The organism is Gemmatimonadota bacterium (genome assembly GCA_016719105.1).
Classification (GTDB): domain Bacteria; phylum Gemmatimonadota; class Gemmatimonadetes; order Gemmatimonadales; family Gemmatimonadaceae; genus SCN-70-22.
Window position 1 is genome coordinate 88,378 of sequence record JADKAQ010000016.1, and the last position, 25,271, is coordinate 113,648.

Sequence of the window (25,271 nt, forward strand, 5' to 3'; positions counted from 1 at the left end):
GCCGCAGGCTGTCCCTCCCTTTCACGTACTTCCCATGTCCGCACCCGCCTCAACCATCGCTCACAGCGCTCTCGGCGATGCCGTCACGCGCGTCGATTCCACCGTCGCCGTGCACGATGCGTCGGTGCTGGCCTCCGACAAGCTGGACGGCCTCGTGCGCGACGCGGTTTTCGGCGAAGCCGATGCGCGCGACTACGCGCGCTGGCTCCTCTGGGAGATCGGGCAGGCCGTGGGCGTACGCCCCGCCTCGATCCACGAGCTGTACGCGGCGCGTGGACGTGGCGAGGTGAAGGGGGGCTTCACCGTCCCGGCGATGAACATCCGCGGCGCCACGTACGACACGGCGCGCTCGATCTTCCGCGTGGCCAAGCAGATCGATGGCGGCGCCTTCCTCCTCGAAATCGCGCGCTCCGAGATTGCCTACACCGAGCAGCGTCCGGCGGAGTACGTGGCGGTGCTGATCGGCGCGGCGTTGCGCGAGGGGTTCCGCGGTCCGCTGTTCATCCAGGGCGACCACTTCCAGGTCAACCACAAGAAGTATGCGGCCGATCCGGTGGCCGAGGTGAACAACGTCAAGAAGCTCGCCGACGAGGCGATCGCCGCCGGCTTCTACAACATCGACGTCGACACCTCGACGTTGGTCGACCTGTCGCACGCCACGCTCGAGGAGCAGCAGCGCAAGAACTTCGAGGAGTGCGCGGCGATCACTGCGTACATCCGTGCGCAGGAGCCCAAGGGGGTCACCATCTCCATCGGGGGCGAGATCGGCGAGGTGGGCACGGAGAACTCGACCGTGTCCGAACTGCGGGCCTTCATGGACGGCTACAACAAGACGCTGGCGCAGGTCGCGCCGGGGGCGGCCGGGCTCTCCAAGATCTCGGTGCAGTCCGGGACGTCGCACGGTGGGATCGTCCTCCCCGACGGCTCCATCGCCGCGGTGAGCCTCGACCTCAAGACGCTCGAGGATCTCTCCAAGGTTGCGCGCGACGAGTACGGGATGTGTGGCGCGGTGCAGCATGGCGCCTCGACGCTGCCTGACGAGGCCTTCCATCACTTCCCGCGCACCGAGACGGGAGAGATCCACCTCGCGACCAACTTCCAGAACATGCTGTACGATCACATCCCGGCCACGCTGCGGGAGGAGATCTACGGCTGGCTGCGCACCAACGCCGCCGAGGAGCGCAAGCCGACCGACTCCGACGAGCAGTTCTACTACAAGAGCCGCAAGAAGGCGATCGGGCCATTCAAGAAGGAACTGTGGGCGCTGGACGCCGACACCAAGGCCAAACTGGCCGCAGCGTACGACGCGAAGTTCGCCTTCCTGTTCACGCAGCTCGGGATCGGCGGCACCAAGGCGGCGGTCAAGCAGACCGTCAAGCCGCTGGCGATCCACCGCCCGATGCCGGGAACCCCCGGGCACATCGTGGTGGAAGCCGCGCCGGACGACGCGTCGCTCAGCGACTGATCGCGCACGAGTCCCACGCCGGGCGAGAGCCCAGGAGGGTACCATGGCACGCACCGACTTCGACGATGATCGGGTGATCATCGAGCGCCGATCCGGTTCGACGATGACCGCGCTGCTGGCGGGGATCGCGATCGGCGCCGGGCTGGCGCTCCTCTTCGCCCCGGCGAGTGGCGAGGAGACACGGCAGCTCATCCGTCGCAAGGCCAAGCGCGCCCGCCGCCTGGCGGGCGACTACGGGCGTGACCTCCGCGATCGCGCCGACGACCTGCGCGATCGGGCGTCGACGCTGGTCGATGACACGCGCGAGCGTGGACGCGACCTCATCGACGGGGCGCGCGAGCGCCTCGACGACAAGGTGGGCGAGACGCGTCGGGCCATTCGTGACAAGCGCCGGGAACTGTCGCGGGCGGTGGAGGAGGGACGGGCCGCGGCGCGCGACGCGCGACACGAACTGGAACGGCGCCTTGCCGACGCGCAGCGCACGTCGCGTGACGGCGCAGCCCAGGAGCCCGACGCCACTGCCGACTGAGTCACCCGCGCCCCCGTCGACGCTCCGCGCGCCGCCCCGGGCGACGCTCCACGCGTCGCCCGCGGTCGTCGTGGGGCGTATCTGGGACGCCTTCCGCGACTATGTGCGGCGCGTCTGGGTGAACAGCAGCGAGGACGACATCTTCTTCCTCGCCGGGGGGATCGCGTTCAACATCCTCCTCGCCGCCCTCCCGTTCGTTCTCCTCGTCATCACTGGGCTGGTCTACGCCCTGAGCCTCACCCCCGACGCCTCGGTGGTCGAGGTGCGGGCGCTCATCAATCGCTTCATCCCGCCGCACACGGCGGCCACCGAGGAGGCGCTCACCCGCATCCTCACCGACGTCATCGCGTCGCGCGGCGCGATCGGGATCTGGGGGGCCATGACCTTCGTCTGGTTCTCCACGCGTCTCTTCGGATCGCTGCGCACCGTTCTGGCCGAGATCTTCGACATCGAGAGCGCGCGCGGCATCATCTCGGGCAAGTGGTTCGACGTGCAGATCACGGTGTACGCGAGCGTCCTGCTCGTCGTGTACTTCGCGCTCAGCACCTACCTCGCCTTGGCCTCGTCGCGCGGCTTCTCCCTCCTGGTGGAGGTCGGCCTGCGCGAGGACGTCATGGGGCAGGTGGAGTACTACGTCGGTCGACTCATCGCTCTCGCGCTGATGGTGGCGACCTTCTTCGCCCTCTACAAATACCTGCCCAACCGTCGCATCCGGTGGCAGCAGGCGCTGGTCGGGGCGATCTCGTCCGGGATCCTGCTGGAGATTGCGCGTAACCTGTGGGTCGTCGTCACCCGCTCGTTCGACCCCGGGTCGCTGTACACGGGGACGCTCTACGTGATCGTCTCGCTGGTGTTCTGGGTGTACTACGCGGCGTTGCTGTTCATCATCGGCGGGGAAGTGTCGCAGGCGCATGAGCTGCGGCGCGTGCGGAGGCTGCAGCGAGAGACGTTGGAGGGGTGACGCGACTCGGAAGACGGGAAGACGGGGGGGGGGGAGGCGGGGGGGGGGGGGGGACCCCTCGGCGCGGCACTCGGCGACGCACCCCTTCGTGAGCGGTCACTCGTCTTCCCGTTCCCGTCTTCCCGTCTTCTCGTCTTCTCGTCTTCGGGTCTTCTGAGGTACCTTGCGTAACGCCCATCACACTCGCGCCTTCGACATGACGATAGACATCCGCTCCGATACCGTCACCAAGCCGTCGCCTGAGATGCGCCGCGCCATCGCCGAGGCCGAAGTCGGCGACGACTTCCTCGATGGCGACCCGACCACGCGTCGCCTCGAGGAGGCGGTGGCCCAGCTGCTCGGCAAGGAGCGGGCGATCTTCTTCCCCTCGGGGACGATGGCCAACCAGTGCGCCATCTGGACGCTGTCGGAACGCGGGACGGAGATCTACGCCGACTACGGATCGCACATCAACGACTGGGAGATGGTCGGGGCGGCGGCGATCGCCGGCGTTCAGCTGCGCACCGTGCAGGGCGAAGGACCGATGATGGACGCGCAGTCGCTGGAGCGTGCCTTTCGTGCCCCGTCGTCGAGTGCGCCGCGCGCGTCGCTGGTCTGCCTCGAGAACACGCACAACGGCGCCGGTGGACTGGTGACGCCGCTGGCCGGGATTCGCGCCATGCACGACGTGGCGCGCAACCACGGCTGTGCCGTACATCTCGACGGCGCCCGCCTGTGGAACGCCTCGGCCGCGTCGGGGACGCCGTTGCACGAGTTCGCACGCTTTGCCGATACCGTGATGGTCTCCTTCTCCAAGGGGCTGGGCGCGCCGGCCGGTGCCGCGCTCGTCGGATCCGAGGAGGTCATCGAGCGGGCCAACGAGCATCGCAAGCGCCTGGGCGGCGTGATGCGCCAGAGCGGGATCCTGGCGGCCGGCGCGCTCTACGGGCTCGAGCACAATCGCGACCGGCTGCACGTCGACCACGAGCACGCCACCGAGTTCTCGTTCATCGTCGACCGGGCCATCGCGGCGACCGTGGTCCCGCCGGACAGCAACATCGTGATGATCGACCTGACCCCGGGGCTCTCGGCGCACGACGTGGTACGCCGCGTGGCGGAGCATGGGGTGAAGGTCGGCGTCTGGACGCCGACGCGTGTACGGGCCGTGATGCACCTCGACGTCACGCGCGAGCAGGTGGAGCAGGCGGGCGAGGCGGTGCTGGAAGGGCTCGACGAGGCGTGGCGCGCCCTTGGCGATACGAGCGAGTGGCCGGCGGTTCCGCGGAAGTAGCTTTTCCGCGGGCGGTTGTCGCGACGGGAGACGGTCACTAGACTTCTCGTCGCTCCAGGTCCCGAAGGGCGAAAGCGCGCCAACCCCGTGAGGACCCCGAAGGTAGCAGCGGTACGCGATGTCTTGCGTTGCTTCGTCAGACCTGGAGTATTCGCGCGGGCGCTCGTCAGAGCCCCGCGCGTTTTTTTGTTGCCCCACTCCTGCCGCCCGCCACTCCCGCCACCGAGCGATGCGGGCCAATTTGAGACAGGCGAGTTGAGCGTCATCCCTCGCCACTCCAGGAAGACGCGTGTGATGCTGCCGTCACGCGTCTTCTCGTCTTCTCGTCTTCCCGTCTTCCCGTCTTCCCGTCTTCCGCCTTTGATCGCTCTCGCCCGGAAGTACCGTCCCAGGAACTTCGCGACGGTCGCCGTCCAGTCACACGTCTCCAACACGCTCAAGGGGGCTATCGCCCGTGGGCGGGTGGCGCATGGCTACCTGTTGTGTGGGCCGCGCGGCGTGGGCAAGACGACGCTGGCGCGTGTGCTGGCGATGGCGCTCAACTGCGAGAACAAGCGCGACGACGGCGAGCCGTGCGGGGCGTGCCAGAGCTGCACGCGCATCTGGAGCGGCGGGGCGTCGCTCGACGTGGTGGAGATCGACGCGGCGTCCAACCGCGGCGTGGATGACGCGCGCGACCTGCGTGAGCGGGCGATGTACGCCCCGTCGGGCGAGGGGCGCTACAAGGTCTACATCGTCGACGAAGCGCACATGCTCACGCGCGAGGCGTGGAATGCGCTGCTGAAGATCCTCGAGGAGCCGCCGCCGCGCGTCGTCTTCGTCTTCGCGACAACCGAGCCGCAGAAGATCGCGCAGGCGGCCGCCCCGGTGCTCTCGCGGCTGCAACGCTTCGACTTCCGCCGCATGGGGCCGGGGGACATTCGCGATCGCGTGGGGGCGGTGCTGGGCGAGGAAGGGGTGGCGTTCGAGCCCGAGGCGCTGGGGATGATCGCCCGGGCCGCCGACGGCTCCATGCGCGACGCGCTGTCGCTCACCGACCAGGTGCTCGCGTTAGGCGATGGCGGCGTCACCGCGCAGCGCGTGCGCGAGGCGCTCGGGCTGGTGGCCGAGGACGAGTACATCGCCCTGCTCGACGTGATCGGCGAGCGGCGCGCGGGCGACGTCTTCGGCCTGGTGGGGCGTCTCGTCGACCTTGGCGTCGACCTGGGGCAGTTCCTGGCGGGGCTGGGCGACATCCTGCGCGCCCAGCTGGCGCTGGCGTTAGGCGCCCGGGAGGTCGAGGTGAGCGCGGCGGCGCGCGAGGCGCTGGAGGCACGGAAGGAGCGCCTGGCGCCGGGCGACATCCTTCGCATGCTCAACGCCGTCGCCGAGCTCGAGCCACGCTTCCGGCGGAGCGGACAGCAGCAACTCCTGCTCGAGACGCTCCTCGTGCGGTTTGCCCTGCTCGATCGCACGCTCGACCTGGAGTCGGTGCTGCGCGAAGTGGGCGGTGGTGGCGGCGGTGGTGGTGGCGGCGGGGGAGCGGGCGGGGCGGACCGCCGCGCCCTCCGTCCGCGTTCCGCCCGTCGGGGGGAGTCGCGCGGGGGATACCGTGCCGCTCCACCGGTCGCTGGGGACTCTGCCCCGCGCGCCGACATCTCGGGGCGTCGCGAGACGCCGGTCGACACCCCGCGGGTGCAGGAAGGGCGCATTCCCCCGCCGCGAGGGGAAGGGCCGCCGCCGCGTGGTGGTCCGCCATCGCGCGGCGACTCCGGGGGCTACGGCGCACGGATGGAGGCCGGCCCGGGGCTGGAACGCGAGGTGGGGGCGACGGCGACGATGTCGCCACCCACCGCGGTCGCCGAACGGCTCTCGCCGGTTGAACCCGTCCGTCGGCCGGTCCCGGCGACGTCGGGGGCCGGCGCGCCGCTGGCCACGCTCGACATCAATCATCTGGTGGAGCGCTGGGATGACATCGTCGTCGCCATTCGCCGTGATCGCCCGATCGTGGGGACGCTCGTGGAGAAGGCGATTCCGACCGCGGTGACGTCGTCGGGGGTGGTGTCGCTCCAGATCGAAGACATGGGGGCGTTCGAGAGCCTGGCCGCCAAGGCCAAGGAGCTGAGCACCGCCATGTCGCAGCACATCGCCGGGCTCACGCGCGTCCAGCTCCTCCCCCCCGATTCGGCCAAGGACAACAGCCCGCGTCGCATGACGGCGGAGTCGATCAAGTCCGAGACGCTGGTGGCGCTGCGCAAGCGTGACCCGGTGCTCGCCGCCGCGATCGACGAACTCGATCTGGACCTGATCAACTAGCACACGCAGGCGTTCACGACCGACGGAGCCGTCGGGAGCTCGCGAAGGGAAGGCCGACTCCCCGACGCCGAGTGGGGTCGCGTAAACTGAGGCATCACAAGACTTTCAGAGCCATGGCCGACATCTTCAAGATCCTGCAGCAGGCGCAGCAGATGCAGTCCAAGATGCAGGAGATGCAGGAAGAGCTGACCCAACGCTCCGTCACCGGGAGTTCGGGGGGTGGGATGGTAACCGTCGAAGCGGACGGGAAGGGGACAGTTCGCAAGGTGAAGCTCGACCCCACGGTCGTGAACCCGGCCGACGTCGAGATGCTGGAAGACCTGATCGTCATCGCCGTCTCCGACGCCCAGAAGAAGGCCAACGACCTGGCCCAGGCCGAGATGGGGAAGCTGGCCGGGGGGCTCAACCTCCCGTTCAAGCTCCCGTTCTAGGGGGGCGCGGCGTGTCGGCGATCGACGATCTGGCGGGCGAACTCGCCAAGCTCCCCGGGATCGGGCGCAAGACGGCGCTGCGGTTGACGTACCACCTGCTCAAGCAGCCGCGTGAGCGCAGCGTCCGGTTGGCGCATGCGCTGGAGACGCTGGCCGAGCGCGTCCACCCCTGTCCGGTGTGCTACAATCTCACCGAGGACGAGGAATGCGGGATTTGCCGCGACCCAAGACGTGACGCGGGAGTGATCTGCGCCGTCGAAGAAGCGGCGGACATCGGCGCGATCGAACGTGCCGGCGAGTTCCGGGGGCATTTTCACGTCCTCGGAGGGCGCATTTCTCCGCTCGACGGGGTGGGACCGGAAGATCTCACCGTGGCTGCTCTCGAACGCCGGGTTGCCGGCGGGGCTGTGAAGGAAGTGATCGTAGCGACCAATCCGAGTGTCGAAGGCGAGGCGACCGCCCTGTACCTGCAGCAGGTGCTGGTGCCGCTGGGCGTGCGCGTGACGCGCATCGCCCGGGGGCTTCCTGTGGGCGGTGACCTGGAGTACGCCGACGGGATCACGATCGCGCAGGCGCTGTCGGCGCGGCGGGAGATGGCCTGACGTGCGCAAGGGATCGCTGTTGTCCTTTGGAGTGCTCGGCGGATTCGTCGCCGGCTTCGCGTTGTGGAGTCGTCAGCAGCGCGTGGATCGCCAGAGCCTCTTCAGCCGCAACCCGATGCGCCGCCTGGCGGCGCTCGGCTACCTGAGCTCGCAGGCCGATGAGCAGACCGTGGCGCTCCTGCGCGAGTACCTCGCGTGGGAGTCCAAGCCGGAATTGCGCCGTCGTGCGCGCCGGCTGCTGCGCCGCGTCGAACGAACGCTCGCCTGAGCCAGGCCGATACTCATGCGCATGCCCATTGGAGCCTCGAGCTGGTCGTTCACCGAAGAGGACTACAGCGCCCTCACGCAGGTGCTGCAGCGCTTCCTGTTCGACAGCAACGCGCGCTGTGCCCTCCTGGTCGACCGGAGCGGCCAGCTGGTGACGTTCGCGGGGGATCGCCCCACGTTCGATGTCACCGCCTTCGCGACGCTCACCGCCGCCGACTTCTCGGCCAACGACCAGCTCGCGCGCCTCATTGGCGAGAGCGACTTCAACACCCTGTTTCACCAGGGGGAAAAGGAGTCGATGCTGCTGGCGGATGTCGCGCGTCGGGTGATCCTGGTCGCCCTCTTCGACAACCGGACGACCCTCGGCCTGGTGCGCCTCAAGATGCGCGCGATCGTCGACGAACTCGGACGCCTCATCGAGCGCTCGCTCCAGCGCTCGCAGCTCAGCAATCCGCAGCGGCAGCCCCTCCTGGGCGATGTCGATGACGAGATCGATCGTCTCTTCCAGTAATCGCAACGGACGAGAGAGACGCCGATGTCGATGATCAACTACGCCTCGCGCGAGATCAACTGCAAGATCGTGTACTACGGGCCGGGACTCGGCGGGAAGACCAGCAATCTCGAACACGTCTACAAGAAGGTGGCACCGAGCACGCGCGGGAAGCTCATCTCGCTGGCCACCGAGAGCGAACGCACGCTCTTCTTCGACTTCCTCCCTGTCGACCTCGGGACGATTCGGGGCTTCAAGACGCGCTTTCACCTGTACACCGTCCCCGGACAGGTCTACTACAACGCGTCGCGCAAGCTCATCCTGAAAGGGGTCGATGGGATCGTCTTCGTGGCCGACTCGCAGGTCGACCGCATGGAGGCGAACCAGGAATCGATGCAGAACCTGTACGACAACATGGTCGAGTACGGCTACGACCTCACGCGCATGCCGTTCGTCGTCCAGTACAACAAGCGCGACCTGCCGAACGCCGCGCCACTCGCCGAGTTGCAGTCGGCGCTGAACCCGGGGTGGGAAGTGACCGAGCCGACCCGGCAGCGGCTGACCCCCGACACGTGGCACGCCGGCGAGAACCTCATCGAGCAGCTGCCGACTGGCGAATGGGTGGAACGGGCCCCTTATTTTGAGGCGGTCGCCGTGACCGGCGACGGTGTCTTCGATACCTTGAAGGCAGTCTCCAAGCTCGTACTGAAGTCCCTGTCGTAGCGAACCCTTGTGTCGCTGAACCTCCCGAACGCGATCACCGCCGCCCGCATTGCCAGCACGCCGTTGATCGCCGCCCTGGTGATCAGCGCGGGGTGGCAGTTGCGCCTGACGGCATGGTGCCTGTTCATCATCGCGGCGGTGACCGACTACTTCGACGGCAAGCTCGCCCGTGACCGCAACCTGGTCACCAACCTGGGCAAGCTGCTCGACCCGCTCGCCGACAAGATGTTGCTGCTGGCGACGCTCGTCCCCATGTACTGGCTCACGCGCGACGTGGCGCTGTGGGCCTCGCTCCCCAAGCCCGACGCGTGGGCGGCCGGGGCCACCATCGGCCCCGTCCTCGCGGGGGCGCGCGTGGCCTACCCCTTCGTCACGCCGCTGGGGCTCGTGGGGCTCCCATTCTGGATCATCGCCGTCGTGCTGGGGCGCGAGCTCTTCATGACGGTATTCCGTCAGTACGCCGCGCAGCGCGGCGTGATCATCTCGGCCATCGGCCCGGCCAAGTGGAAGACGACGTTCCAGTGGATCTGGGTCGGCGCCGCCTTCTTCTGGTTCTTCGCCTCCTCGGCGGCAGCCGAGCATCGCTGGACCAGCTCGGCGTGGAACGCCTTTGCCATGTTCAACGGCATCGTCGGCGTCCTCTCGATGATCGGGGCCGTCGCCCTGACGCTCTACTCGCTGTGGCTCTACCTGCAGCGCTACGGCGGCCTCCTGGTCGGCTCCGGCGGTACGCGCGGCACTGCAGGGTAGCGCCGAGTACCGCGTGAACCTCGAGATCGTCACGATCGGCGACGAGCTCCTGCTCGGCCTCACCATCGACACCAATGCTGCGTGGCTCGCCCGCGAACTCGCGGCCGACGGCGTGAGCATCGTGCGTCGGGCCTCGGTCGGCGACGACGCGGCCATGATCGCGGATGCGGTGCGCGATGCCCTCGATCGCAGCGGGGCGGTGATCACCACCGGCGGGTTGGGGCCTACCGCCGACGACATGACCAAGCCCGCGATCGCGGCACTGTTCGGGCGCGAGATGGTCTTCGACGCCGAACGGTGGGAGGCGCTCAAGCAACTCTGGCGCGAGCGCGGACGTCCAGGCGAACTCCCGGAGTCCAACCGCCAGCAGGTGATGATCCCGGCTGGGGCGCACGTCCTCACCAACCGGCATGGGACGGCGCCGGCGATCTTCCTCGAGGATGCGCGCGGTCGCTGGGTGGCGATGCTCCCCGGCGTTCCGCGCGAGATGCGGGGGATCTTCCATGAGGAGCTGCGCCCGCTCATCCAGGGGCGGCTGGGTTCGGCGCGCGCCGTGGTGCGCACGCGCACGGTGCGCACCACCGGCGTCGCCGAGTCGCAGCTCCCCACGCTGCTGGGTGACGTGGCCCGCGGGGTGGACGGAATGTCGCTCGCCTACCTCCCCGGGCAGGAAGGGGTCGACTTGCGGCTGACGGTGCGCGGCGCGGCGCCTGACGAGGCCGATGCCCGCCTCGCCGCTGGCTGCGCCACCCTCGCCGCGCGCGTCGGCCCGTACGTCTACGCCGACCAGGCCGCGACCGACCTCGCCGAGGTGGTCCTGGCCGGCTGCCGGGCCCGCGGGTTGCGGCTGGCGGTGGCCGAGAGCTGCACTGGCGGGCTGCTCGGGGGGCGGATCACCGCCATCCCCGGCTCGAGCGATGTCCTCCTGGGCGGGGTCATCGCCTACGACAATGCGGTGAAGCGCGAGCAGCTCGGCGTCTCGCCGGAGACGCTGGCACGCGTCGGCGCGGTGAGCGAGGAGGTCGCCCGGGCGATGGCCGCCGGGGTACGGTCGAGGTTCGGCGCCGACATCGGGGTCGGCATCACCGGGATCGCTGGCCCTGGCGGAGGGACCGACGACAAGCCGGTCGGGACGGTCTGGATCGCCGTCGATGTGCGCGGCGAGGTGCGCACCTTTGGCGGGCGCCTCATCGGCGACCGCGCCGAGGTGCGCTTTCGCGCCACACAGGCCGCGCTGGAGATGATCCGTCGCGCCCTGCTCCCGAAGTAGGCCGCGCCCTCCGGCGTTGCGCGGTGACTCGAGCGCCGAAGCCCCCGGCGGCGCTGCCGAAGTGGCGCACGCGGCCCGGCACGGCCGTTGCCCCACACCAACGCGCGGTCGAGATTTGAGAGAGCGGCTGCGCCGCTCGCACCAGACGGAAGCGAGCGCGCGGCGCCCCGCGTGAAACCCATCCCGGCACAACCAAGTAGGCCTGAGCCATATGGACGACCGACAGCACTCCGAGCAGTCCGCTCCCCCCGCGAGCGAGCACGATGCCCCGACGGCGGCCGATGCGGCGCACAACGCGTCGGGCGACACGGCGACGCTCACGACGCACGAGGAGCTGCATCGTGCCGTGGACGAGCAGCGGGACAAGTACCTCCGCCTCGCCGCCGAGTACGACAACTTCCGCAAGCGCACCGTGCGCGAGCGGCAGGAGTCGGGGTGGCGCGCGCAGGGAGATCTCGTGGCCGGGCTGATCGACGTCCTGGACGACCTGACGCGCTTCGCGCACGTCGACCCGGCGACGACCGATGCCCGCACCGTGGTGGAGGGGGTGGGGATGGTCGAGAAGAAGCTCTTCAAGTCGCTCGCCGGACACGGGCTCGAGGTGGTGAACCCCGTGGAGCATCCGTTCGACCCCGCGCTGCACGAGGCGATCACGACCACCCCCGCTCTCAGCGAGGAGGAAGACCACATGGTGGCGCAGGTCTTCCAGCTCGGGTACGTCTTTCGCGGGCAGCTGCTGCGTCCGGCGCGCGTGGTCGTGAAGCAGTGGAACGGGTGAGCCGCCGTTAGGCACGCATGGCACCCACCAAGGACTACTACGCGGTACTCGGCGTCCCGTCGACGGCGTCGGCCGAAGAGATCAAGAAGCAGTATCGCCGCCTGGCCAAGAAGTACCACCCGGACGCGAATCCCAACGATCCGAAGGCGTCGGACCGCTTCAAGGAGATCTCGGAGGCGTACCAGACCGTAGGTGACGCCGAGAAGCGCAAGCAATACGACGAGATGCGCCGACTGGGGGCCTTCACCGGGTACCCGCCCGGCGGCACGCGCCAACGTTCCGGACCGCGTCCCGGCGCAAGCAGCAGTGGGACGACCGGTTCGGCGGGGGCCCAGGGGGGTGACGTCCGCTTCCAGGACTTCGACGTCGGCGGTCTTGGCGGGTTGGGCGATCTCTTCGGGAGCATCTTCGGCGGCAACGCGACCGGCGGGCGCGGACGGCAGCGCCCCTCGGAGCAGGGGCAGTCGGTCGAGACGACGCTCGAGGTTCCGTTCCGCACCGCGGCGACCGGGGGCAAGGTCCCGATCGAGCTGGAGGTGACCGAGGAATGCGCCAGCTGCAACGGGAGCGGCGCAGCCCCGGGGGCGACGGTGAAGGTCTGTCCCGAGTGCACGGGGCGGGGGACGATCTCCTTCGGCCAGGGAGGGTTCGCGGTGAATCGTCCGTGCCCGATGTGCATGGGGCGCGGGCAGGTGCCGAGCGAGCGCTGCCCGACGTGCAACGGGGCCGGTGACGTGCGCACGCGAAAGAAGGTGCTGATCACCGTCCCCTTCGGGGGCCGACACCGGGACCAAGATCCGGCTCAAGGGGCAGGGGGGGCGCGGGGCCAACGGCGGCCCGCCGGGCGACCTCGTGATCACGCTGCAGGTGCAGGACGACCGCTTCTACAAGCGCGAGGGGCTCGACCTCCTGGCCACCGTCCCGCTGAACATCGCGCAGGCCACGTTAGGCACGAAGATCTCCGTCCGCACGCTCGACGGGAAGAAGGTGTCGATCCGCATCCCGGCGGGGACGCCGAGCGGGAAGCGATTCCGCATTCGCTCGCAGGGGATCGAGAAGGAGGGGCACGTGGGGGACCTGATCGTGGAGACGAGCATCATCGTCCCCGACAAGCTGACCGAGGAGCAGGAGCGCCTGCTGCGGGAGTTCGCGGAGGCCGGAGGGCTCAAGTTCTAGGGGCGTCAGGCGAGACCAATCGCACGCGAGTGAGGGTGTCGCCGGAGGACTCGGGGGCGCCCGCGTTCGTCTCCCCCGGCCGGAGTCTCGAGCACGTCACGGCTGCATCGGGCGCGAGCGGGCGGGCGGGGGACGGGTTATTCTCTGGCATGATGCGCACACCCTCGGAAGTCCTGCGGCGGTTCGCAGGCGTGTTGCTGCTGGCGGGATGCGCGAAGGCGCCAGAGTCGGCGTCTCGCATCGCGCAGGCGCCCGTCGCGGCGCGCTCCACCCCGCTCATCATCGCGCACCGCGGGGCTAGCGGGCATCGGCCGGAGCACACGCTGGCGGCCTACGGGCTCGCCATCGAGCTGGGGGCCGACTTCGTCGAGCCGGACCTCGTCATGACCCGGGACCGCGTGCTCGTGGCGCGGCATGAGAATGAGATCGGCGGGACGACGAACGTTGCGGCGCGGTTTCCCGAGCGCCGTCGCAGCAAGGTGATCGACGGCGACACGGTGACCGGGTGGTTCACCGAGGACTTCACGCTGGCCGAACTCAAGTCGCTGCGGGCGAAGGAGCGGCTGCTGCAGCGCTCGCATGCCTGGGACGGCGAGTTCGAGATCCCCACCTTCGACGAAGTGCTCGCCTACGTGCGCGAGCGCGAGCGCGCCACGGGGCGCACGATCGGGGTGTATCCCGAGACGAAGCACCCGTCGTACTTCCGGGCGATCGGGCTCCCCCTCGAGGACTCGCTCCTGGCCGTGCTCGCGCGCCACGGCTATCGCCAGCGTGGTGATGCCGTCTTCATCCAGTCGTTCGAGGTCGGGAACCTCAAGGCGCTGCGCGCGCGCACGACGTTGCGCCTGGTGCAACTCGTCAATCTCGACGGCGTCCCCCCGGACGTTGCGGCTGCCGGAGGGACGACGCGCTACGCCGACCTGATCACCCCCGAGGGGCTGCGTGGGGTGGCGCGCTACGCCGACGCGATCGGGGCGCACAAGTGGCTCGTCCTGCCACGGGCCGTCGCCGGCGACACCTCGCGGGCCACCTCGCTCGTGCGCGATGCACACGCGGCGGGGCTCCTCGTGCACGTCTGGACCATGCGGTCGGATACGCCCGACCTCGCGCTCGGCTTCCTCGGCGACGCGGCGGCAGAGTGGCGCGCCTTTCGCGATGCCGGGGTGGACGGGATGTTCGGTGACTTCCCCGACGTGGGTGCAGCGGCGCTGCGCGGGGCCGCACCCGCCCGTCGTTAGGCTCTCGTCGCGCGCTGGGCGCGGCCGCGGGCCGTGCGCGGCGGCTGCCGGGGCGGCGACGGCTGGGCGAAGCGGGGCCGGGCGCGACGACCGCTGGGCGACGCAGCCGCCGGGCGCGATACAGCGGAGGCGGGGCGGTGCCATGCCACGCGTCCCCGCTCCGCCGCGGGCCGGAAATTGGCCCCATGCACCGGGTCGAATTGGCTCTCTACAAAGGACCATTCCGCACGTACGATTCACGCATGCCTGCGCCCTCCGCCAGTCGTCGTGCGTCGCGCGCCCGCGCCATCGCCGTGCTCACCAGTCCCGAGCGCGATGGGCGGCCGCTCTACGTGCAGCTTCACCAGCAGCTGCGCGAGCACATCCTGCGCGGCGACCTCGCCCCCGGGAGCCGGCTCCCGTCGGCCCGCACGCTCGCCTCCGACCTCCAGGTCTCGCGCAACACCGTGGAGGCGGCGATCGGGCAGCTCTGCGCCGAGGGGATGGTCGAGCGTCGCGTCGGCGTCGGGACGATCGTGGCGAACCTGGGTGCGGTCGCCCCGTTCGCGCGCCGAATGCGACTCGCCGCTGCGGGATCGCCGCCGCCGCAGAAAGGGGGACCCGCGCGACGGCGGGAGCTCTCGCCCAGGGGGGAGCGCCTTGCGGCCGGAGGGCAGGCCGAGCTCGATGCCGACGCGCGCACCGGTCCCTGCATGACCGATGTAGAGATCTTCCCGGCGCGCACCTGGCACCAGCTCCTCGCGCGCGTGGCGCGCGAACAGGACAACGGGTTGCTCCGTACCGGCGACGTGCAGGGCGATCCGTCGCTGCGGCGGGCCATCAGCGAGCACGCGCGCCTCACGCGCGGCGTGCGCTGCACGGCCGACGAGGTTGTCATCGTGCACAGCACGCAGCAGGCGCTCGACCTCACGAGTCGCCTCCTGCTCGCCGACGGCGAGAGCGTCTTGATGGAGGAGCCCGGCTACCGCAGTGCGCGCGCCGTGTTCACCGCGTCGGGCGCGCGCGTGATCGGGATCCCCGTCGACGACGATGGACTCCAGGCCGAGCGACTCCGCCTGCATCGTGACGCGCGGCTCCTGTACCTCACGCCGTCGCACCAGTACCCGCTGGGCGTCACGCTCGCGCTGCGGCGCCGGCTGGAGACGCTCGCCTGGGCACGCGACGCGGGGGCGTGGATCGTCGAGGACGACTACGACAGCGAGTTCCGCTACACCGGGCGCCCCATCGCGGCGATGCAGGGGCTCGACGACGCCGAGCGCGTTCTCTACCTGGGGACGTTCAACAAGGTGCTCTTTCCCGGCATTCGCCTGGCGTACCTCATTTTGCCGCGGGCGCTGGTGTCGGGCTTCCGGGCGGCGCGGCGCCTCACGGACGGCGCGCCGTCACCGCTGGTGCAGGCGGCGCTGGCGCGCTTCCTCTCCGAGGGGCACTTCGCCGCGCACCTGCGCAAGGCGCGCAAGCTGTACGAGGGACGCCGCAACCTGCTGGTGGAGCGGCTCGAGCAGCGGCTGGGCGCGCGTGGACGCGTCGGCATGAGCCAGACGGGATTGCACCTGGTGGTCCTGCTGCCGCCGGAACTCGACGACCAGTCGTTGGCCGACGCCGGCTCGGGCTTCGGGCTCGGCGTCGAGCCGCTCTCGTCGTTCTACGCCGGCGGACGCGAGGCGTCTTCGCAGCCCCGCGGGCTTCTGCTCGGCTTTGGCGGCGCCAGCGAGGCGGCGATTCGTCGTGGGGTCGATGCCATCGCCCGCGCCATGCCCGCTGTCACCACCGACCGCCGCCGCGCCTAACGGCGCACCGTCATCCCACGCCCGCGCCAGGCGCGTGGGCAACTCGTGTTCACCCGTCCCTTCCTTCGATGCCCGCATCCATCCTGGCTCGCCCCGCCGCCGACGAACACATCCCGTACTTCGGGCGGTACACCGCGCTCGTCCCACCCGGTGACCTCATCGCCCACGCCGAGGCGCAGGTGCTGGAGCTGCGCGCCCTGCTCTCGCCGTTGTCGGCGGAGCAGTCGCGCCATCGGTATGCCGAGGGGAAGTGGAGCATTCGTGAAGTGGTGGGGCACCTCACCGACGTCGAGCGGGTCTTCGCGTATCGGGCCACCGCGTTCTCGCGTCGCGATCCTGCTCCGCTCCCCGGGTACGATCAGGCGGCATGGCTCCCGATGGGCGAGTACGACGATCGGGCCCTCCCTGACCTCCTGGACGAATGGGAGTGCGCGCGTCGTGCGATGATTGCGCTCATGCGGGGGATGCCGGCGTCGGCACTCGGCGCGCGCGGCATCGCCAGCGACGCCGAGATCAGCGTGCTGGCCTTGCTGACGATCCCGGTGGGGCACGTCGCGTACCACGTGCAGCTGCTCGCGCGCGACTACGGCGTGGGCGCGGATCGTTAGGCCGTGCCACGACCGGTGGTCACGCTGCTCGACGTCGCGGACGCGGAGGCTGCCGAGACGGTGGCGCAGGGAATCCGGGACTTCAATGCGCAGCGCTGTGGCCCATCCCGCTCCGTCCCGCTCAACGCGATTCTGCGCGTCGACGAGCGCGTGGTGGGGGCGGTGCTCGGGCGCACCGTCTACGGCCACTGGCTCATCGAGGCCGTGTGGGTGCACGAGGGGCACCGCGGGCGAGGGGTCGGCCGCCAACTCCTCGAAGCGGCGGAGAGCGAAGCGCTTCGTCGTGGCGTGCGCGGGGCACAGGTCGACACGCTCTCGTTCCAGGCGGTCGGCTTCTATGCGACCTGTGGCTTCCGGGAAGTCGGGACGATCCCGGATTTTCCGCCCGGGCATACGAAACACTACCTCTTCAAGTCCTACGCGGACGCTTGAGGTGCGGGCGACGCGTTAGGCGGCGAGGACCGGGAGCGGGCCGCGGGCGCCGGCCGCGCGCTCGATGAAGCCACCGCCCAGCACGCGGCTGCCATCGTAGAGCACCAGCGACTGGCCCGGGGTGATGGCGGCGACGGGGTCGTCGAGGGCCAACTCGATCTCGTCGCCGTCGAGCCGGATGATCTCCCCCGCCGCGGGCGGCGCGCGATGCCGCACTTGCACCTGTACCCGGCTCCCGACGGCCGGCGCATCGACGAGCCAGTTGACCTCACGGGCCACGACGCCGCGCCCGAGCAGCGCCTCGCGCGGCCCGATGACGACGGCACGTGCCTCGGGGCGAATCGCCACCACGAACATCGGTTCGGCAAACCCACCGGGGATACCGCGGCGCTGCCCGATCGTGTAGCGCGCGTAACCCTCGTGCTCACCCACCACGCGGCCGTCCTCGAGCAGGATTGGGCCGCGCGCGAGCGCAGGGGCGTCGGCGCCCAGGCGCTGGCGGATGATCTTCGTGTGGTCGCCGTCGGGGACGAAGCAGATGTCCTGCGACTCCACCTTGTCGGCGACAATCAGCCCTAACGAGCGCGCCACCTCGCGCGTCTCGGCCTTGGTCTGGTGGCCGACGGGGAGCAGCATGCGCGGTACCACCTCGCGGTCGATCCCCCACAGGAAATAGGTCTGGTCCTTCGAACCGTCCACGCCGCGATGGAGGGCCCCGTCGAGCACGCGCGCGTAGTGCCCCGTGGCGATGTACGGCGCGTCGATGGCGTCGGCCTTGCGCAGCAGGTCGCGGAACTTCGTGAAGGTGTTGCAGCGCACGCACGGGATGGGGGTGCGCCCCGCCGAGTACTCCTGGACGAAGTTGTCGACCACGTCGTGCCCGAACGCGCTCTCGAGGTTGAGCACGTAGTGCGGGACCCCCAACGATTCGCAGATGCGTCGCGCGTCGTTGATCGAGTCCAGCGAGCAGCACGGCTTGTCAGGGACCTCGTCGCCGTAGCAGAAGAGCTTCATCGTCGCCCCCACCACGTCGTACCCCTGCGCGTGCAGGAGCGCGGCGGCGACGGAGGAGTCGACGCCGCCTGACATGGCGACCAGGACGCGCGGGCGGGATGACATCGGCTACTGGGGAGACGGGAGACGGGAGACGGGAGACTGGAGTGGCGACGCGATGGGCGCGTCGGCGGAGCTCCCGATCTCACTTCCCCCTGACGAACGCCGGTGCGCCACGATTCGCTCCCGGCTCAGCCGTGCTGGCCGCTCAAGCGACGGGCCTTCTCGATCAGGGCCGGGAAGAGCTCGGTGACGCGGGTGATCCCCTCGTCGGTCGACAGGGCGCCGAGCGACATGCGCACGGCGGCGGCGCCAAGGTCGGAGCGAACGCCTAACGCCGTCAGCACGTGCGACGGCGTCACGCTCCCGCTCTGGCAAGCCGATCCGGCGGAGCAGGCGACCCCCTGCATGTCGAGCGCCATGAGCAGCGACTCGCTGTCGGTGCCGGGGACCGACAGGTTGAGGATGTGCGGCGCGCGCGGCCCACCACGGCCGTGCACGATGGCGTCGGGGATGCGCGCGAGCAGCGCCGCCTCGAGACGGTCGCGCATCGCTTCCAGCGCCGCCCACGACGCCTCGCGCTCCGCCACCGCGAGCTCAGCCGCCTTGGCCAGCCCCACCGCCATCGCCACGTTCTCCGTCCCGGGGCGGCGACCGCGATCCTGCGTGCCACCGTACATGAGCGGCTCGAGCGGGGTGCCACGGCGAATGAAGATCGCCCCGATCCCCTTGGGGGCGCCGATCTTGTGCCCGGAGATGGTGAGCGAATCGAAGGGCACCGCACGGGCGTCGATCGGCACCTTGCCGAACGCCTGCACCGCATCGGTGTGGAACATCGCGCCAGCGGCCTTGGCACGCGCCACGAGCGGGGCGAGATCCTGCACGACCCCCATCTCGTTGTTCACCCACATCACGCTGCAGAGCGCCACCTGGTCGTCGACGAGCGCCTCGAACGACTCGGGGCGCACGCGCCCGACCGAGTCGACCTCGAGCATCCGTTCCTCGCCTCCCTCGCGCGCGATTTCGTGCACCGCGGCCAGCACCGCCTTGTGCTCGATGGGGGTGGAGACCACCGCGCGGCGCTGCTCGCGCACGGCGCGCCAGCTCCCGAGGATGGCGAGGTTATCGCCTTCGGTCCCCCCGGAGGTGAAGCAGATCTCGTCGGACTGCGCTCCGAGCGAACGAGCGACGCGCTCGCGCGCCTCGTCGAGCGCCGTGCGCGCCTCACGCCCCCACTTGTGCACGCTCGAGGGGTTCCCGAAGCGCGGGCCGAAGAAGGGGAGCATCGCCTCGAGCACCTCGGCGCGAACCGGGGTCGTGGCGGCGTGGTCGAGATAAACGGGAATTCGCATGGTCGGGGGAAGATACGGCGTTCGGACCGGAGTCTGAACCCGTCCGGGGTCGCGCGGGGTCTGTCGGGGGGCGGGCGATCAGTCCAACGACAGGCGGCCGCGCCTGAAACGCTGGATCGCGAGCAGGTTGAGGAGGACGGCGATCCCCCCGATCGCCGCGGCGATCCGGAAGGAGAGCGCTTCCAGCCCCATCGTCCCGACCCTCGCCAGCACGCGCACCTGAAAGTCGGTGGAGGTGAGCTGGACGAACAGGACCGGGGTCATCATCAGGACGAGGATGATCACCCCGAAGGTCTGCTGTGCCTGCCGGACCGTGGCCGCGCGCAGGGAGACGAAGACCCCGAGACCGGCAATGAAGAACGAACCGGCGACGATCAGCGCGAAGAGCGACGCGACGCGCGGGAGCGGGATCCAGAGCAGTTCTCCCGCGTAGTGGCGCACGTTCACGACGGTCCAGCCGATCGCGAGGTTCAGCGCGGCGAAGGTGAAGCCGTACAGCACAGCGGCCAGGATCTTCCCTGAGATGATGGCCGCATCGGGGAGTCGCGAGGCCAGCAACGTCTCGAGGGTATGGCGTTCGCGTTCGCCGGCAATCGAATCGGCGATGAGCGTGGACGTCATGCTCGAGGTGAGCAGCGGCCAGTAGAAGAACATCAGTGGCGACGACAGCCAGGTCGTTCCCATCTGCAGCGGCGAGATGACGCCGAGGAAGAGCACGACGAGGAGGATGGACCACCCGCCGCGCTTGAAGCGCAGCAGCTGGTCGATGATCTCGAGCCATTCCTTGCGGGCGACGGTCAGGACGTCCTGGATCATCGCCCCTCGCGCGCCGGCGGCGTGTGCGCGCGGACGCCGGGTGGAGTGCCGTCGCTGGAGACGAGTTCGAGGAAGACGTCCTCGAACGAGAGGTGGTCGCGGCGCACCTCCTCGATGCCCACGCCTCGCGCCACCAGCCAGGCGACGATGGCGGGAACATCGCCGTCAGGGGCAATGCGCACGACCACGCCGCTGTTGTCGCGCTCGAGCGAGGCCACCGGCGTGATGCCGGCGAGGTCGGCGAGCAGGGCGTCGTCGAGGCCGTGGCCGGCGATGTGGACCACCGGGGCGCCGCGTGCGCTGCGCAGTGCCGTTGGCGCACCGAAGTCGAGCAGCTTCCCGCGGCGAATCACCCCCACGAGCGCGCACAGCCGTTCTGCTTCGGCGAGGTTGTGCGTGGTGAGGAAGATCGTGACCCCCTCCTGCTGCGCGAGCCGCATCAGGTCGTCGCGCAACGACGCCGACGCGACCGGGTCGAGCCCCGCCGTCGGCTCGTCGAGGAAGACGAGCGGGGGACGGTGCAGGACGGCGCGCGCGATGGCGAGCTTCTGCTTCATCCCGCGGCTCCAGTCTCCCACGGGTTCGTCACGCCGCTCCCAGAGTCCAAACTGCGACAGCAGGTCGCGAATGCGGGCGTTGCGGTCGCCGGCATTCATGTGCCATGCCCGCGCGTAGAACTCGAGGTTCTGCACCGCCGAGAGCCGCTCGTACACGCCGTTGTGCTCGAGCAGCGCGCCGGCGCGCGCGCGCACGGTGCTCCCGTGCCGTCGCGGGTCGAGGCCAAAGACCTCCGCGCCGCCCTCGGTGGGCTCGAGGATCCCCAGCAGGACGCGGATCACCGTCGTCTTGCCGGCACCGTTCGGCCCCAGAAAGCCGAACACGATGCCCGGGGGAACGTCGAAGGTGAGGTGGTCGAGCGCGCGGACCTTGGGAAAATCGCGCACCAACCCGGCTACCCGGATGGCCGGAACGGTCATGCGCGCGGTGCAGGGGAGAGCGCGCGCAACGCCGCGCGCACGGGGGCGGCGTCGAGTCCGTCGATGCGAAGGGGGAGGGCGACGAGTTCGTACTCGCCGGGAGTCACCGCGCCGAGGTCGAGATTCTCGAGGACGTACGCGCCGCCGGCAAAGATCCGGTGGTGCACGTCGAGCGCCTTGCTCTCGCGCTCATCGACCGACGGACAGTCGACGGCGAGGAGTCGGAGCCCGCGGCGGAGCAGGGCATCGACGCACGAGGTCGTGAGCACGGGCCAGGCGCGCGGGAATGCCCCGTCGGCGATCGTGTGTCCGGTCTGCAGGAGCAGGCGCTCGACGCGCACGTCGTCGGAGAGTCCGAGCTGCGGAAAGCTGATCGCCCCTTGGCGTGCGCTCACGTCGACGACGAGGCAGCGTCCCACGAAGACGTCGAGGGGGAGGGCATGCGACGCCGGCCAGCCGTCGCGCACGTGCAGCGGCGCGTCGGCGTGCGTCCCCACGTGCGGGCTCCCCGAGATGCACGAGAGGTTCACGCTCGCTCCATCGCCGACTCGAGCCGTCCAGCGGCAGTCGTACGGGGTGTCCCCCGGCCACTCCGGCGTCCCCGGGCGAAGGAGGATGCTGATGTCGTGCAGCGTCCCGTCGGTCGCGAATTCGTGGCCCATGATCAGAACGTGGATACCTGGAGCGACGTGATGTCGTCGACGCGCATGGTCTCGGTCGTGTAGAACGGCTCACCGTAGCGCGTACGAATCAGCGAGCCGTAGTGCGCCGCCTGGTGGCGGACGATGTCGTAGAGCGATTCCCCGTTGGGGTACACTTCGCCCGCCTGCACTGCGTCATCGAACTGCGAGCGATAGCAGCGGATGGCGGCCAGCTTGTCCTCGAAGGTGTCGCTGATATCGACGACGAAGGTGGGCTTGAGGTGATCTTCCCGGTACGCGATGCAGTGCACGACCTTGCGCGGGCGAAACGGCTCGAGGTCGTCCTCCAGCTTGCGCAGCCCCGCCACGAAGACGGCATCACGAATGAGTTCGGCGGCGGCGCGGTGGTCGGGGTGGCGCCCGTACGGGGCCGGCGCGGGGGCGAGGACGACCTGCGGCCTGAAGCGGCGAAGGGCGCGCGCCAGGAGGCGGCGCGTTTCGGGGGTGTTGACGATCCCCGAGTCGGGAAGGCCGAGCGTCTCGCGGGCGGCGATCCCCAGGATCGCGTTGGCCTCGGCGGCTTCGGCGGCGCGAATGGCGGCGGAGCCGCGCGATCCCATCTCGCCGGCGGTGAGGTCGAGGATCCCGGTGCGCCGCCCGGCCCGCGCGGCCTTGATCAGCGTCCCGCCGCAGGTCAGTTCGGCGTCGTCGGGATGGGCGACGATCGCGAGGAGGTCGAGGGGGGCGAGGGAAGACATGGCGGGAATTTACGGCTCGGAACGCCCCCGGACAGCAGGCCAGGATGCTGGGGCGAGCCTCCGCGCCGTTCCCCGCGCGTTGTCTCGACGGCCCGTCTTCCGATCCGGACTACTCGTACCGCAGCGCCTCCACGGGATCGAGCCGCGCCGCCCGGCGCGCCGGGATCAGTCCGAAGACCAGCCCAATCGAGATCGAGACTCCCACCGCGATGAGCGTGATCCCCACCGGTGTCGGCGCTTCCACGTCCAGCAGCAACGCGGCCCCGCGGCCCACCGCGAGCCCGGTCACCACGCCGATCAACCCGCCGATCCCGGTCAGCGTCGCCGCCTCGAAGAGGAATTGCAGCATGATGTCGCGGCGCGTCGCGCCTAACGCCTTGCGTACCCCGATCTCGCGCGTGCGCGAGGTCACCGAGACCATCATGATCGCCATCACCCCGATCCCCCCCACCAGCAGCCCGACCGAGGAGAGCGAGACCATCACCAGGAAGAAGGCCCCGGTGAGCCGATTGAAGATCTGGAGGATCTGGTCCTGCGTGACGAAGTCGAAGTTGTTCTTGTCGGCCGGGCGCAGGCGCCGCATCTCACGCAGCGTCACCATCACCGCCTCCTGCGCATCGGCGACCGCCACCGCCTTGCGCCCCTTCACGGCGATGAAGACCGCGTTGGCCTTGTCCAGCGTGAACTGCTGGTCGGCCATCCTGAACGGGATGATCGCCGACGTCTCGGCTCCCGGCGGCTGGAAGATGTTCGACGCCGCTTGAAAGAGCCCGATCACCTGCGCCGGCCGCCCGCCGACCTTGATGGTCTCGCCGAGCGGGTTGCGCCGCCCGAACATCTCGCGCGCCAGGTCCTCCGGAATCACCACCACGTTGGCGCCGCTCACCAGCTCGGCGCGCGAGAACCAGCGCCCCAGCACCAACTCTCCCCCGATGATCTCGCTGAAGTGATCGTCGGCGCCGTAGATGCGATTGGGTTGGGTGCGGACGTCGCCATACTCCAGTCGCCCCTGGATCACCGCCCACATGCCGGCGTACGCAATCTCGGGGAGCTCGGCGATACGTTCGGCCTCGCGCACCTGCAGGTCGGGGCGGATACGCATCCACGCGGGGAGCGCGTCGGGATTGACTGGCGTCCCGCTATACGCCTTGAAGACGTAGAACACGGTGGGGCCGGCCTGCTCGATCGTCGTGACGATCTGCGATTGGATCCCGTTGACGATCGTCGCCATCGACATGACCGAGCTCACGCCGATCACGACGCCGAGGATCGTGAGGCCGGCGCGCATCTTGGAGGCGCGGATCGCGTCGAGCGCGATGCCGATGTTCTCCCCTACCTGGTCGAGGATGCGCATCGCCTACTCCGCCCGCAGGGCGGCGATGGGATCGAGGCGCGCCGCGCGCCGCGCCGGGTACACGCCGAACAGGATCCCCACCCCCGCCCCAAGGGCCAGCGAGAGGAGCACCGACCACGCCGTCACGCGTGCCGGCAGCGGCGACGCCGCGGCGATGGCCAGCGCAAAGAGCCACCCGGCACTCACGCCGATCACACCGCCTAACGTGGCCAGCACGACCGCCTCGCCAAGGAACTGGCGCTCGATGTCCTCGGCGCGCGCCCCCACCGCCTTGCGAATCCCGATCTCGTGCGTGCGCTCGGTCACCGCCATCAGCATGATGTTCATGATGACGATCCCGCCCACCACTACGCCGATGGCCACCACCGCGGGGATGATCGCGAAGAGCAGGCGCGTGACCGTCTTCCAGAACGCGACGAGGGCGTCCGACGTCTCGATCGAGAAATCGTTGTCGTCGCCCGGTCGCAGCCCGCGCGCCACGCGCATCGCCTCCTCGGCGCGCTGCATCGCCGGCTCCACCGCGTCGGCCTCGGCCATCTTCACCGAGATCACCGTCGTGCTGCGTCGTCCGAACAACATCTCGAAGCGCGTGGACGGCATCAGCGCATACGTATCGAACGACTGCCCCAGCACCTGTCCCTTTCCGGCGTTCACGCCAATCACCTCGAACTGCTCGCCGAGGATGCGCACCGTCTTGCCGACGGCGGTCAGGTTGGGGAAGAGCGCGTCGGCGATGTCGCGTCCGATGACGATCACCGCGCGTCGCTGCGCCACGTCAACATCGCTCAGCGAGCGCCCTTCTTCGGCGCGGTAGTCCTGCACGATCTGGAACTGCTCGGTGACGCCGAAGAGGATGACGTCGGCAACGCGTTCGTTGCGCCAGACGAGGTCCACTCGCGGGGTAGGCCACCCGGACTGGAACGAGACCGCGTCTGCGTCGGGGATCGCCGACCGCACCGCCTCGGCGTCGCGCGGCGTGATCTTGGGGCGCCGGTTGATGCGGTTGATCTCGTCGTCGCTGATGCGCCCCACGTTGATCGGGGTGCGCCGCACCTGGAAGGTGTTGGCCCCGATCATCGCGTCGGCGATGTTCTCCTTCACGAAGGCGTTCATCCCCTGGATGATCGCGATGACCGCCACGAGGAAGGCGACCGAGACGATGATTCCGAGCAGCGTGAAAAACGACCGCAGCTTGTTGGCCACAATCTGGCCGAGCGCGGTCGTCATCACATCGGAGAAGCGCAT

At 69.7% G+C, this 25,271-nt stretch carries 25 protein-coding genes and 1 other RNA gene; 18 read left to right on the forward strand and 8 right to left on the reverse strand.

Annotated features, from left to right (window positions below):
- Positions 1-34: 34 nt before the first annotated feature.
- The 18 genes from IPN47_16465 (at position 35) to IPN47_16550 (ending at position 17,075) form a co-directional block, all read left to right on the forward strand.
- Complete coding sequence (locus tag IPN47_16465; protein ID MBK9409606.1) at positions 35-1,465, forward strand: class II fructose-bisphosphate aldolase; 1,431 nt, start codon at positions 35-37, stop codon at positions 1,463-1,465.
- 43 nt (positions 1,466-1,508) lie between these two features.
- Positions 1,509-1,994, forward strand: coding sequence for a YtxH domain-containing protein (locus tag IPN47_16470; GenBank protein MBK9409607.1), 486 nt, complete (start codon positions 1,509-1,511; stop codon positions 1,992-1,994).
- Between the two features lie 70 nt (positions 1,995-2,064).
- The gene (locus IPN47_16475) at positions 2,065-2,955 is read left to right on the forward strand and encodes a YihY/virulence factor BrkB family protein (protein ID MBK9409608.1); all 891 of its coding nucleotides are present in this window, start codon (positions 2,065-2,067) and stop codon (positions 2,953-2,955) included.
- Between the two features lie 196 nt (positions 2,956-3,151).
- Positions 3,152-4,225, forward strand: a complete 1,074-nt coding sequence (locus tag IPN47_16480; GenBank protein MBK9409609.1) for an aminotransferase class I/II-fold pyridoxal phosphate-dependent enzyme — start codon at positions 3,152-3,154, stop codon at positions 4,223-4,225.
- Between the two features lie 53 nt (positions 4,226-4,278).
- Positions 4,279-4,375, forward strand: an RNA gene (gene ffs / locus IPN47_16485) — signal recognition particle sRNA small type.
- Between the two features lie 210 nt (positions 4,376-4,585).
- Complete coding sequence (gene dnaX, locus IPN47_16490; protein MBK9409610.1) at positions 4,586-6,520, forward strand: DNA polymerase III subunit gamma/tau; 1,935 nt, start codon at positions 4,586-4,588, stop codon at positions 6,518-6,520.
- A gap of 113 nt (positions 6,521-6,633) precedes the next feature.
- Positions 6,634-6,951 carry a YbaB/EbfC family nucleoid-associated protein gene (locus tag IPN47_16495; GenBank protein ID MBK9409611.1) on the forward strand — a complete coding sequence of 106 codons (318 nt, stop codon included), beginning with the start codon at positions 6,634-6,636 and terminating at the stop codon, positions 6,949-6,951.
- Positions 6,952-6,962: 11 nt separating this feature from the next.
- Entirely contained in the window at positions 6,963-7,553 is a 591-nt protein-coding gene (gene recR, locus IPN47_16500; protein ID MBK9409612.1) for a recombination protein RecR, read from the forward strand.
- Position 7,554: 1 nt separating this feature from the next.
- On the forward strand, positions 7,555-7,821 hold the full coding sequence (locus IPN47_16505) for a hypothetical protein (GenBank protein ID MBK9409613.1): 267 nt from the start codon (positions 7,555-7,557) through the stop codon (positions 7,819-7,821).
- A 15-nt stretch (positions 7,822-7,836) separates the two neighbouring features.
- Complete coding sequence (locus IPN47_16510; GenBank protein MBK9409614.1) at positions 7,837-8,331, forward strand: roadblock/LC7 domain-containing protein; 495 nt, start codon at positions 7,837-7,839, stop codon at positions 8,329-8,331.
- Between the two features lie 24 nt (positions 8,332-8,355).
- Positions 8,356-9,033, forward strand: a complete 678-nt coding sequence (locus tag IPN47_16515) for a gliding-motility protein MglA (GenBank protein ID MBK9409615.1) — start codon at positions 8,356-8,358, stop codon at positions 9,031-9,033.
- A 9-nt stretch (positions 9,034-9,042) separates the two neighbouring features.
- Complete coding sequence (locus IPN47_16520; protein MBK9409616.1) at positions 9,043-9,783, forward strand: CDP-alcohol phosphatidyltransferase family protein; 741 nt, start codon at positions 9,043-9,045, stop codon at positions 9,781-9,783.
- Positions 9,784-9,796: 13 nt separating this feature from the next.
- Complete coding sequence (locus tag IPN47_16525; GenBank protein ID MBK9409617.1) at positions 9,797-11,053, forward strand: competence/damage-inducible protein A; 1,257 nt, start codon at positions 9,797-9,799, stop codon at positions 11,051-11,053.
- A 211-nt stretch (positions 11,054-11,264) separates the two neighbouring features.
- Positions 11,265-11,831, forward strand: a complete 567-nt coding sequence (locus IPN47_16530; protein MBK9409618.1) for a nucleotide exchange factor GrpE — start codon at positions 11,265-11,267, stop codon at positions 11,829-11,831.
- A 17-nt stretch (positions 11,832-11,848) separates the two neighbouring features.
- Positions 11,849-14,245 carry a DnaJ domain-containing protein gene (locus IPN47_16535; protein MBK9409619.1) on the forward strand — a complete coding sequence of 799 codons (2,397 nt, stop codon included), beginning with the start codon at positions 11,849-11,851 and terminating at the stop codon, positions 14,243-14,245.
- 242 nt (positions 14,246-14,487) lie between these two features.
- Entirely contained in the window at positions 14,488-16,035 is a 1,548-nt protein-coding gene (locus IPN47_16540) for a PLP-dependent aminotransferase family protein (protein ID MBK9409620.1), read from the forward strand.
- Positions 16,036-16,103: 68 nt separating this feature from the next.
- A complete protein-coding gene (locus tag IPN47_16545) occupies positions 16,104-16,643 on the forward strand; it encodes a DinB family protein (GenBank protein MBK9409621.1) in 540 nt (179 codons plus the stop codon).
- 3 nt (positions 16,644-16,646) lie between these two features.
- Entirely contained in the window at positions 16,647-17,075 is a 429-nt protein-coding gene (locus IPN47_16550; protein MBK9409622.1) for a GNAT family N-acetyltransferase, read from the forward strand.
- 15 nt (positions 17,076-17,090) lie between these two features.
- Here the strand turns inward: IPN47_16550 and mnmA are convergent, their stop codons facing one another.
- From mnmA to IPN47_16590, 8 genes are all read right to left on the reverse strand, one after another.
- Positions 17,091-18,194 carry a tRNA 2-thiouridine(34) synthase MnmA gene (mnmA, locus tag IPN47_16555; GenBank protein ID MBK9409623.1) on the reverse strand — a complete coding sequence of 368 codons (1,104 nt, stop codon included), beginning with the start codon at positions 18,192-18,194 and terminating at the stop codon, positions 17,091-17,093.
- A gap of 125 nt (positions 18,195-18,319) precedes the next feature.
- Entirely contained in the window at positions 18,320-19,480 is a 1,161-nt protein-coding gene (locus tag IPN47_16560; protein ID MBK9409624.1) for a cysteine desulfurase, read from the reverse strand.
- A 78-nt stretch (positions 19,481-19,558) separates the two neighbouring features.
- A complete protein-coding gene (locus tag IPN47_16565; protein ID MBK9409625.1) occupies positions 19,559-20,296 on the reverse strand; it encodes an ABC transporter permease in 738 nt (245 codons plus the stop codon).
- Positions 20,293-21,273, reverse strand: a complete 981-nt coding sequence (locus IPN47_16570; protein MBK9409626.1) for an ABC transporter ATP-binding protein — start codon at positions 21,271-21,273, stop codon at positions 20,293-20,295. The genes IPN47_16565 and IPN47_16570 overlap by 4 nt, the downstream gene beginning before the upstream one ends.
- Entirely contained in the window at positions 21,270-21,935 is a 666-nt protein-coding gene (locus IPN47_16575) for a cyclase family protein (GenBank protein ID MBK9409627.1), read from the reverse strand. The genes IPN47_16570 and IPN47_16575 overlap by 4 nt, the downstream gene beginning before the upstream one ends.
- A 2-nt stretch (positions 21,936-21,937) precedes the next feature.
- Positions 21,938-22,672 (reverse strand): bacillithiol biosynthesis deacetylase BshB1, encoded by a 735-nt coding sequence (bshB1, locus tag IPN47_16580; protein ID MBK9409628.1) that lies wholly within the window; start codon positions 22,670-22,672, stop codon positions 21,938-21,940.
- Positions 22,673-22,781: 109 nt separating this feature from the next.
- A complete protein-coding gene (locus IPN47_16585; GenBank protein MBK9409629.1) occupies positions 22,782-24,026 on the reverse strand; it encodes an ABC transporter permease in 1,245 nt (414 codons plus the stop codon).
- 3 nt (positions 24,027-24,029) lie between these two features.
- The gene (locus IPN47_16590) at positions 24,030-25,253 is read right to left on the reverse strand and encodes an ABC transporter permease (protein MBK9409630.1); all 1,224 of its coding nucleotides are present in this window, start codon (positions 25,251-25,253) and stop codon (positions 24,030-24,032) included.
- Positions 25,254-25,271: the final 18 nt, after the last annotated feature.

Coding starts and splice junctions, on each gene's coding strand:
- IPN47_16515 (MBK9409615.1), top strand. CDS start 8,356: ATGTCGATGATCAACTACGCCTCGCGCGAGATCAACTGCAAGATCGTG.
- bshB1 (MBK9409628.1), bottom strand. CDS start 22,672: ATGTCTTCCCTCGCCCCCCTCGACCTCCTCGCGATCGTCGCCCATCCC.
- IPN47_16540 (MBK9409620.1), top strand. CDS start 14,488: ATGCCTGCGCCCTCCGCCAGTCGTCGTGCGTCGCGCGCCCGCGCCATC.
- IPN47_16590 (MBK9409630.1), bottom strand. CDS start 25,253: ATGACGACCGCGCTCGGCCAGATTGTGGCCAACAAGCTGCGGTCGTTT.
- IPN47_16465 (MBK9409606.1), top strand. CDS start 35: ATGTCCGCACCCGCCTCAACCATCGCTCACAGCGCTCTCGGCGATGCC.
- IPN47_16480 (MBK9409609.1), top strand. CDS start 3,152: ATGACGATAGACATCCGCTCCGATACCGTCACCAAGCCGTCGCCTGAG.
- IPN47_16575 (MBK9409627.1), bottom strand. CDS start 21,935: ATGGGCCACGAATTCGCGACCGACGGGACGCTGCACGACATCAGCATC.
- IPN47_16565 (MBK9409625.1), bottom strand. CDS start 20,296: ATGATCCAGGACGTCCTGACCGTCGCCCGCAAGGAATGGCTCGAGATC.
- IPN47_16545 (MBK9409621.1), top strand. CDS start 16,104: ATGCCCGCATCCATCCTGGCTCGCCCCGCCGCCGACGAACACATCCCG.
- IPN47_16530 (MBK9409618.1), top strand. CDS start 11,265: ATGGACGACCGACAGCACTCCGAGCAGTCCGCTCCCCCCGCGAGCGAG.
- IPN47_16570 (MBK9409626.1), bottom strand. CDS start 21,273: ATGACCGTTCCGGCCATCCGGGTAGCCGGGTTGGTGCGCGATTTTCCC.
- IPN47_16585 (MBK9409629.1), bottom strand. CDS start 24,026: ATGCGCATCCTCGACCAGGTAGGGGAGAACATCGGCATCGCGCTCGAC.
- IPN47_16535 (MBK9409619.1), top strand. CDS start 11,849: ATGGCACCCACCAAGGACTACTACGCGGTACTCGGCGTCCCGTCGACG.
- IPN47_16470 (MBK9409607.1), top strand. CDS start 1,509: ATGGCACGCACCGACTTCGACGATGATCGGGTGATCATCGAGCGCCGA.
- IPN47_16510 (MBK9409614.1), top strand. CDS start 7,837: ATGCGCATGCCCATTGGAGCCTCGAGCTGGTCGTTCACCGAAGAGGAC.
- IPN47_16560 (MBK9409624.1), bottom strand. CDS start 19,480: ATGCGAATTCCCGTTTATCTCGACCACGCCGCCACGACCCCGGTTCGC.
- IPN47_16495 (MBK9409611.1), top strand. CDS start 6,634: ATGGCCGACATCTTCAAGATCCTGCAGCAGGCGCAGCAGATGCAGTCC.
- mnmA (MBK9409623.1), bottom strand. CDS start 18,194: ATGTCATCCCGCCCGCGCGTCCTGGTCGCCATGTCAGGCGGCGTCGAC.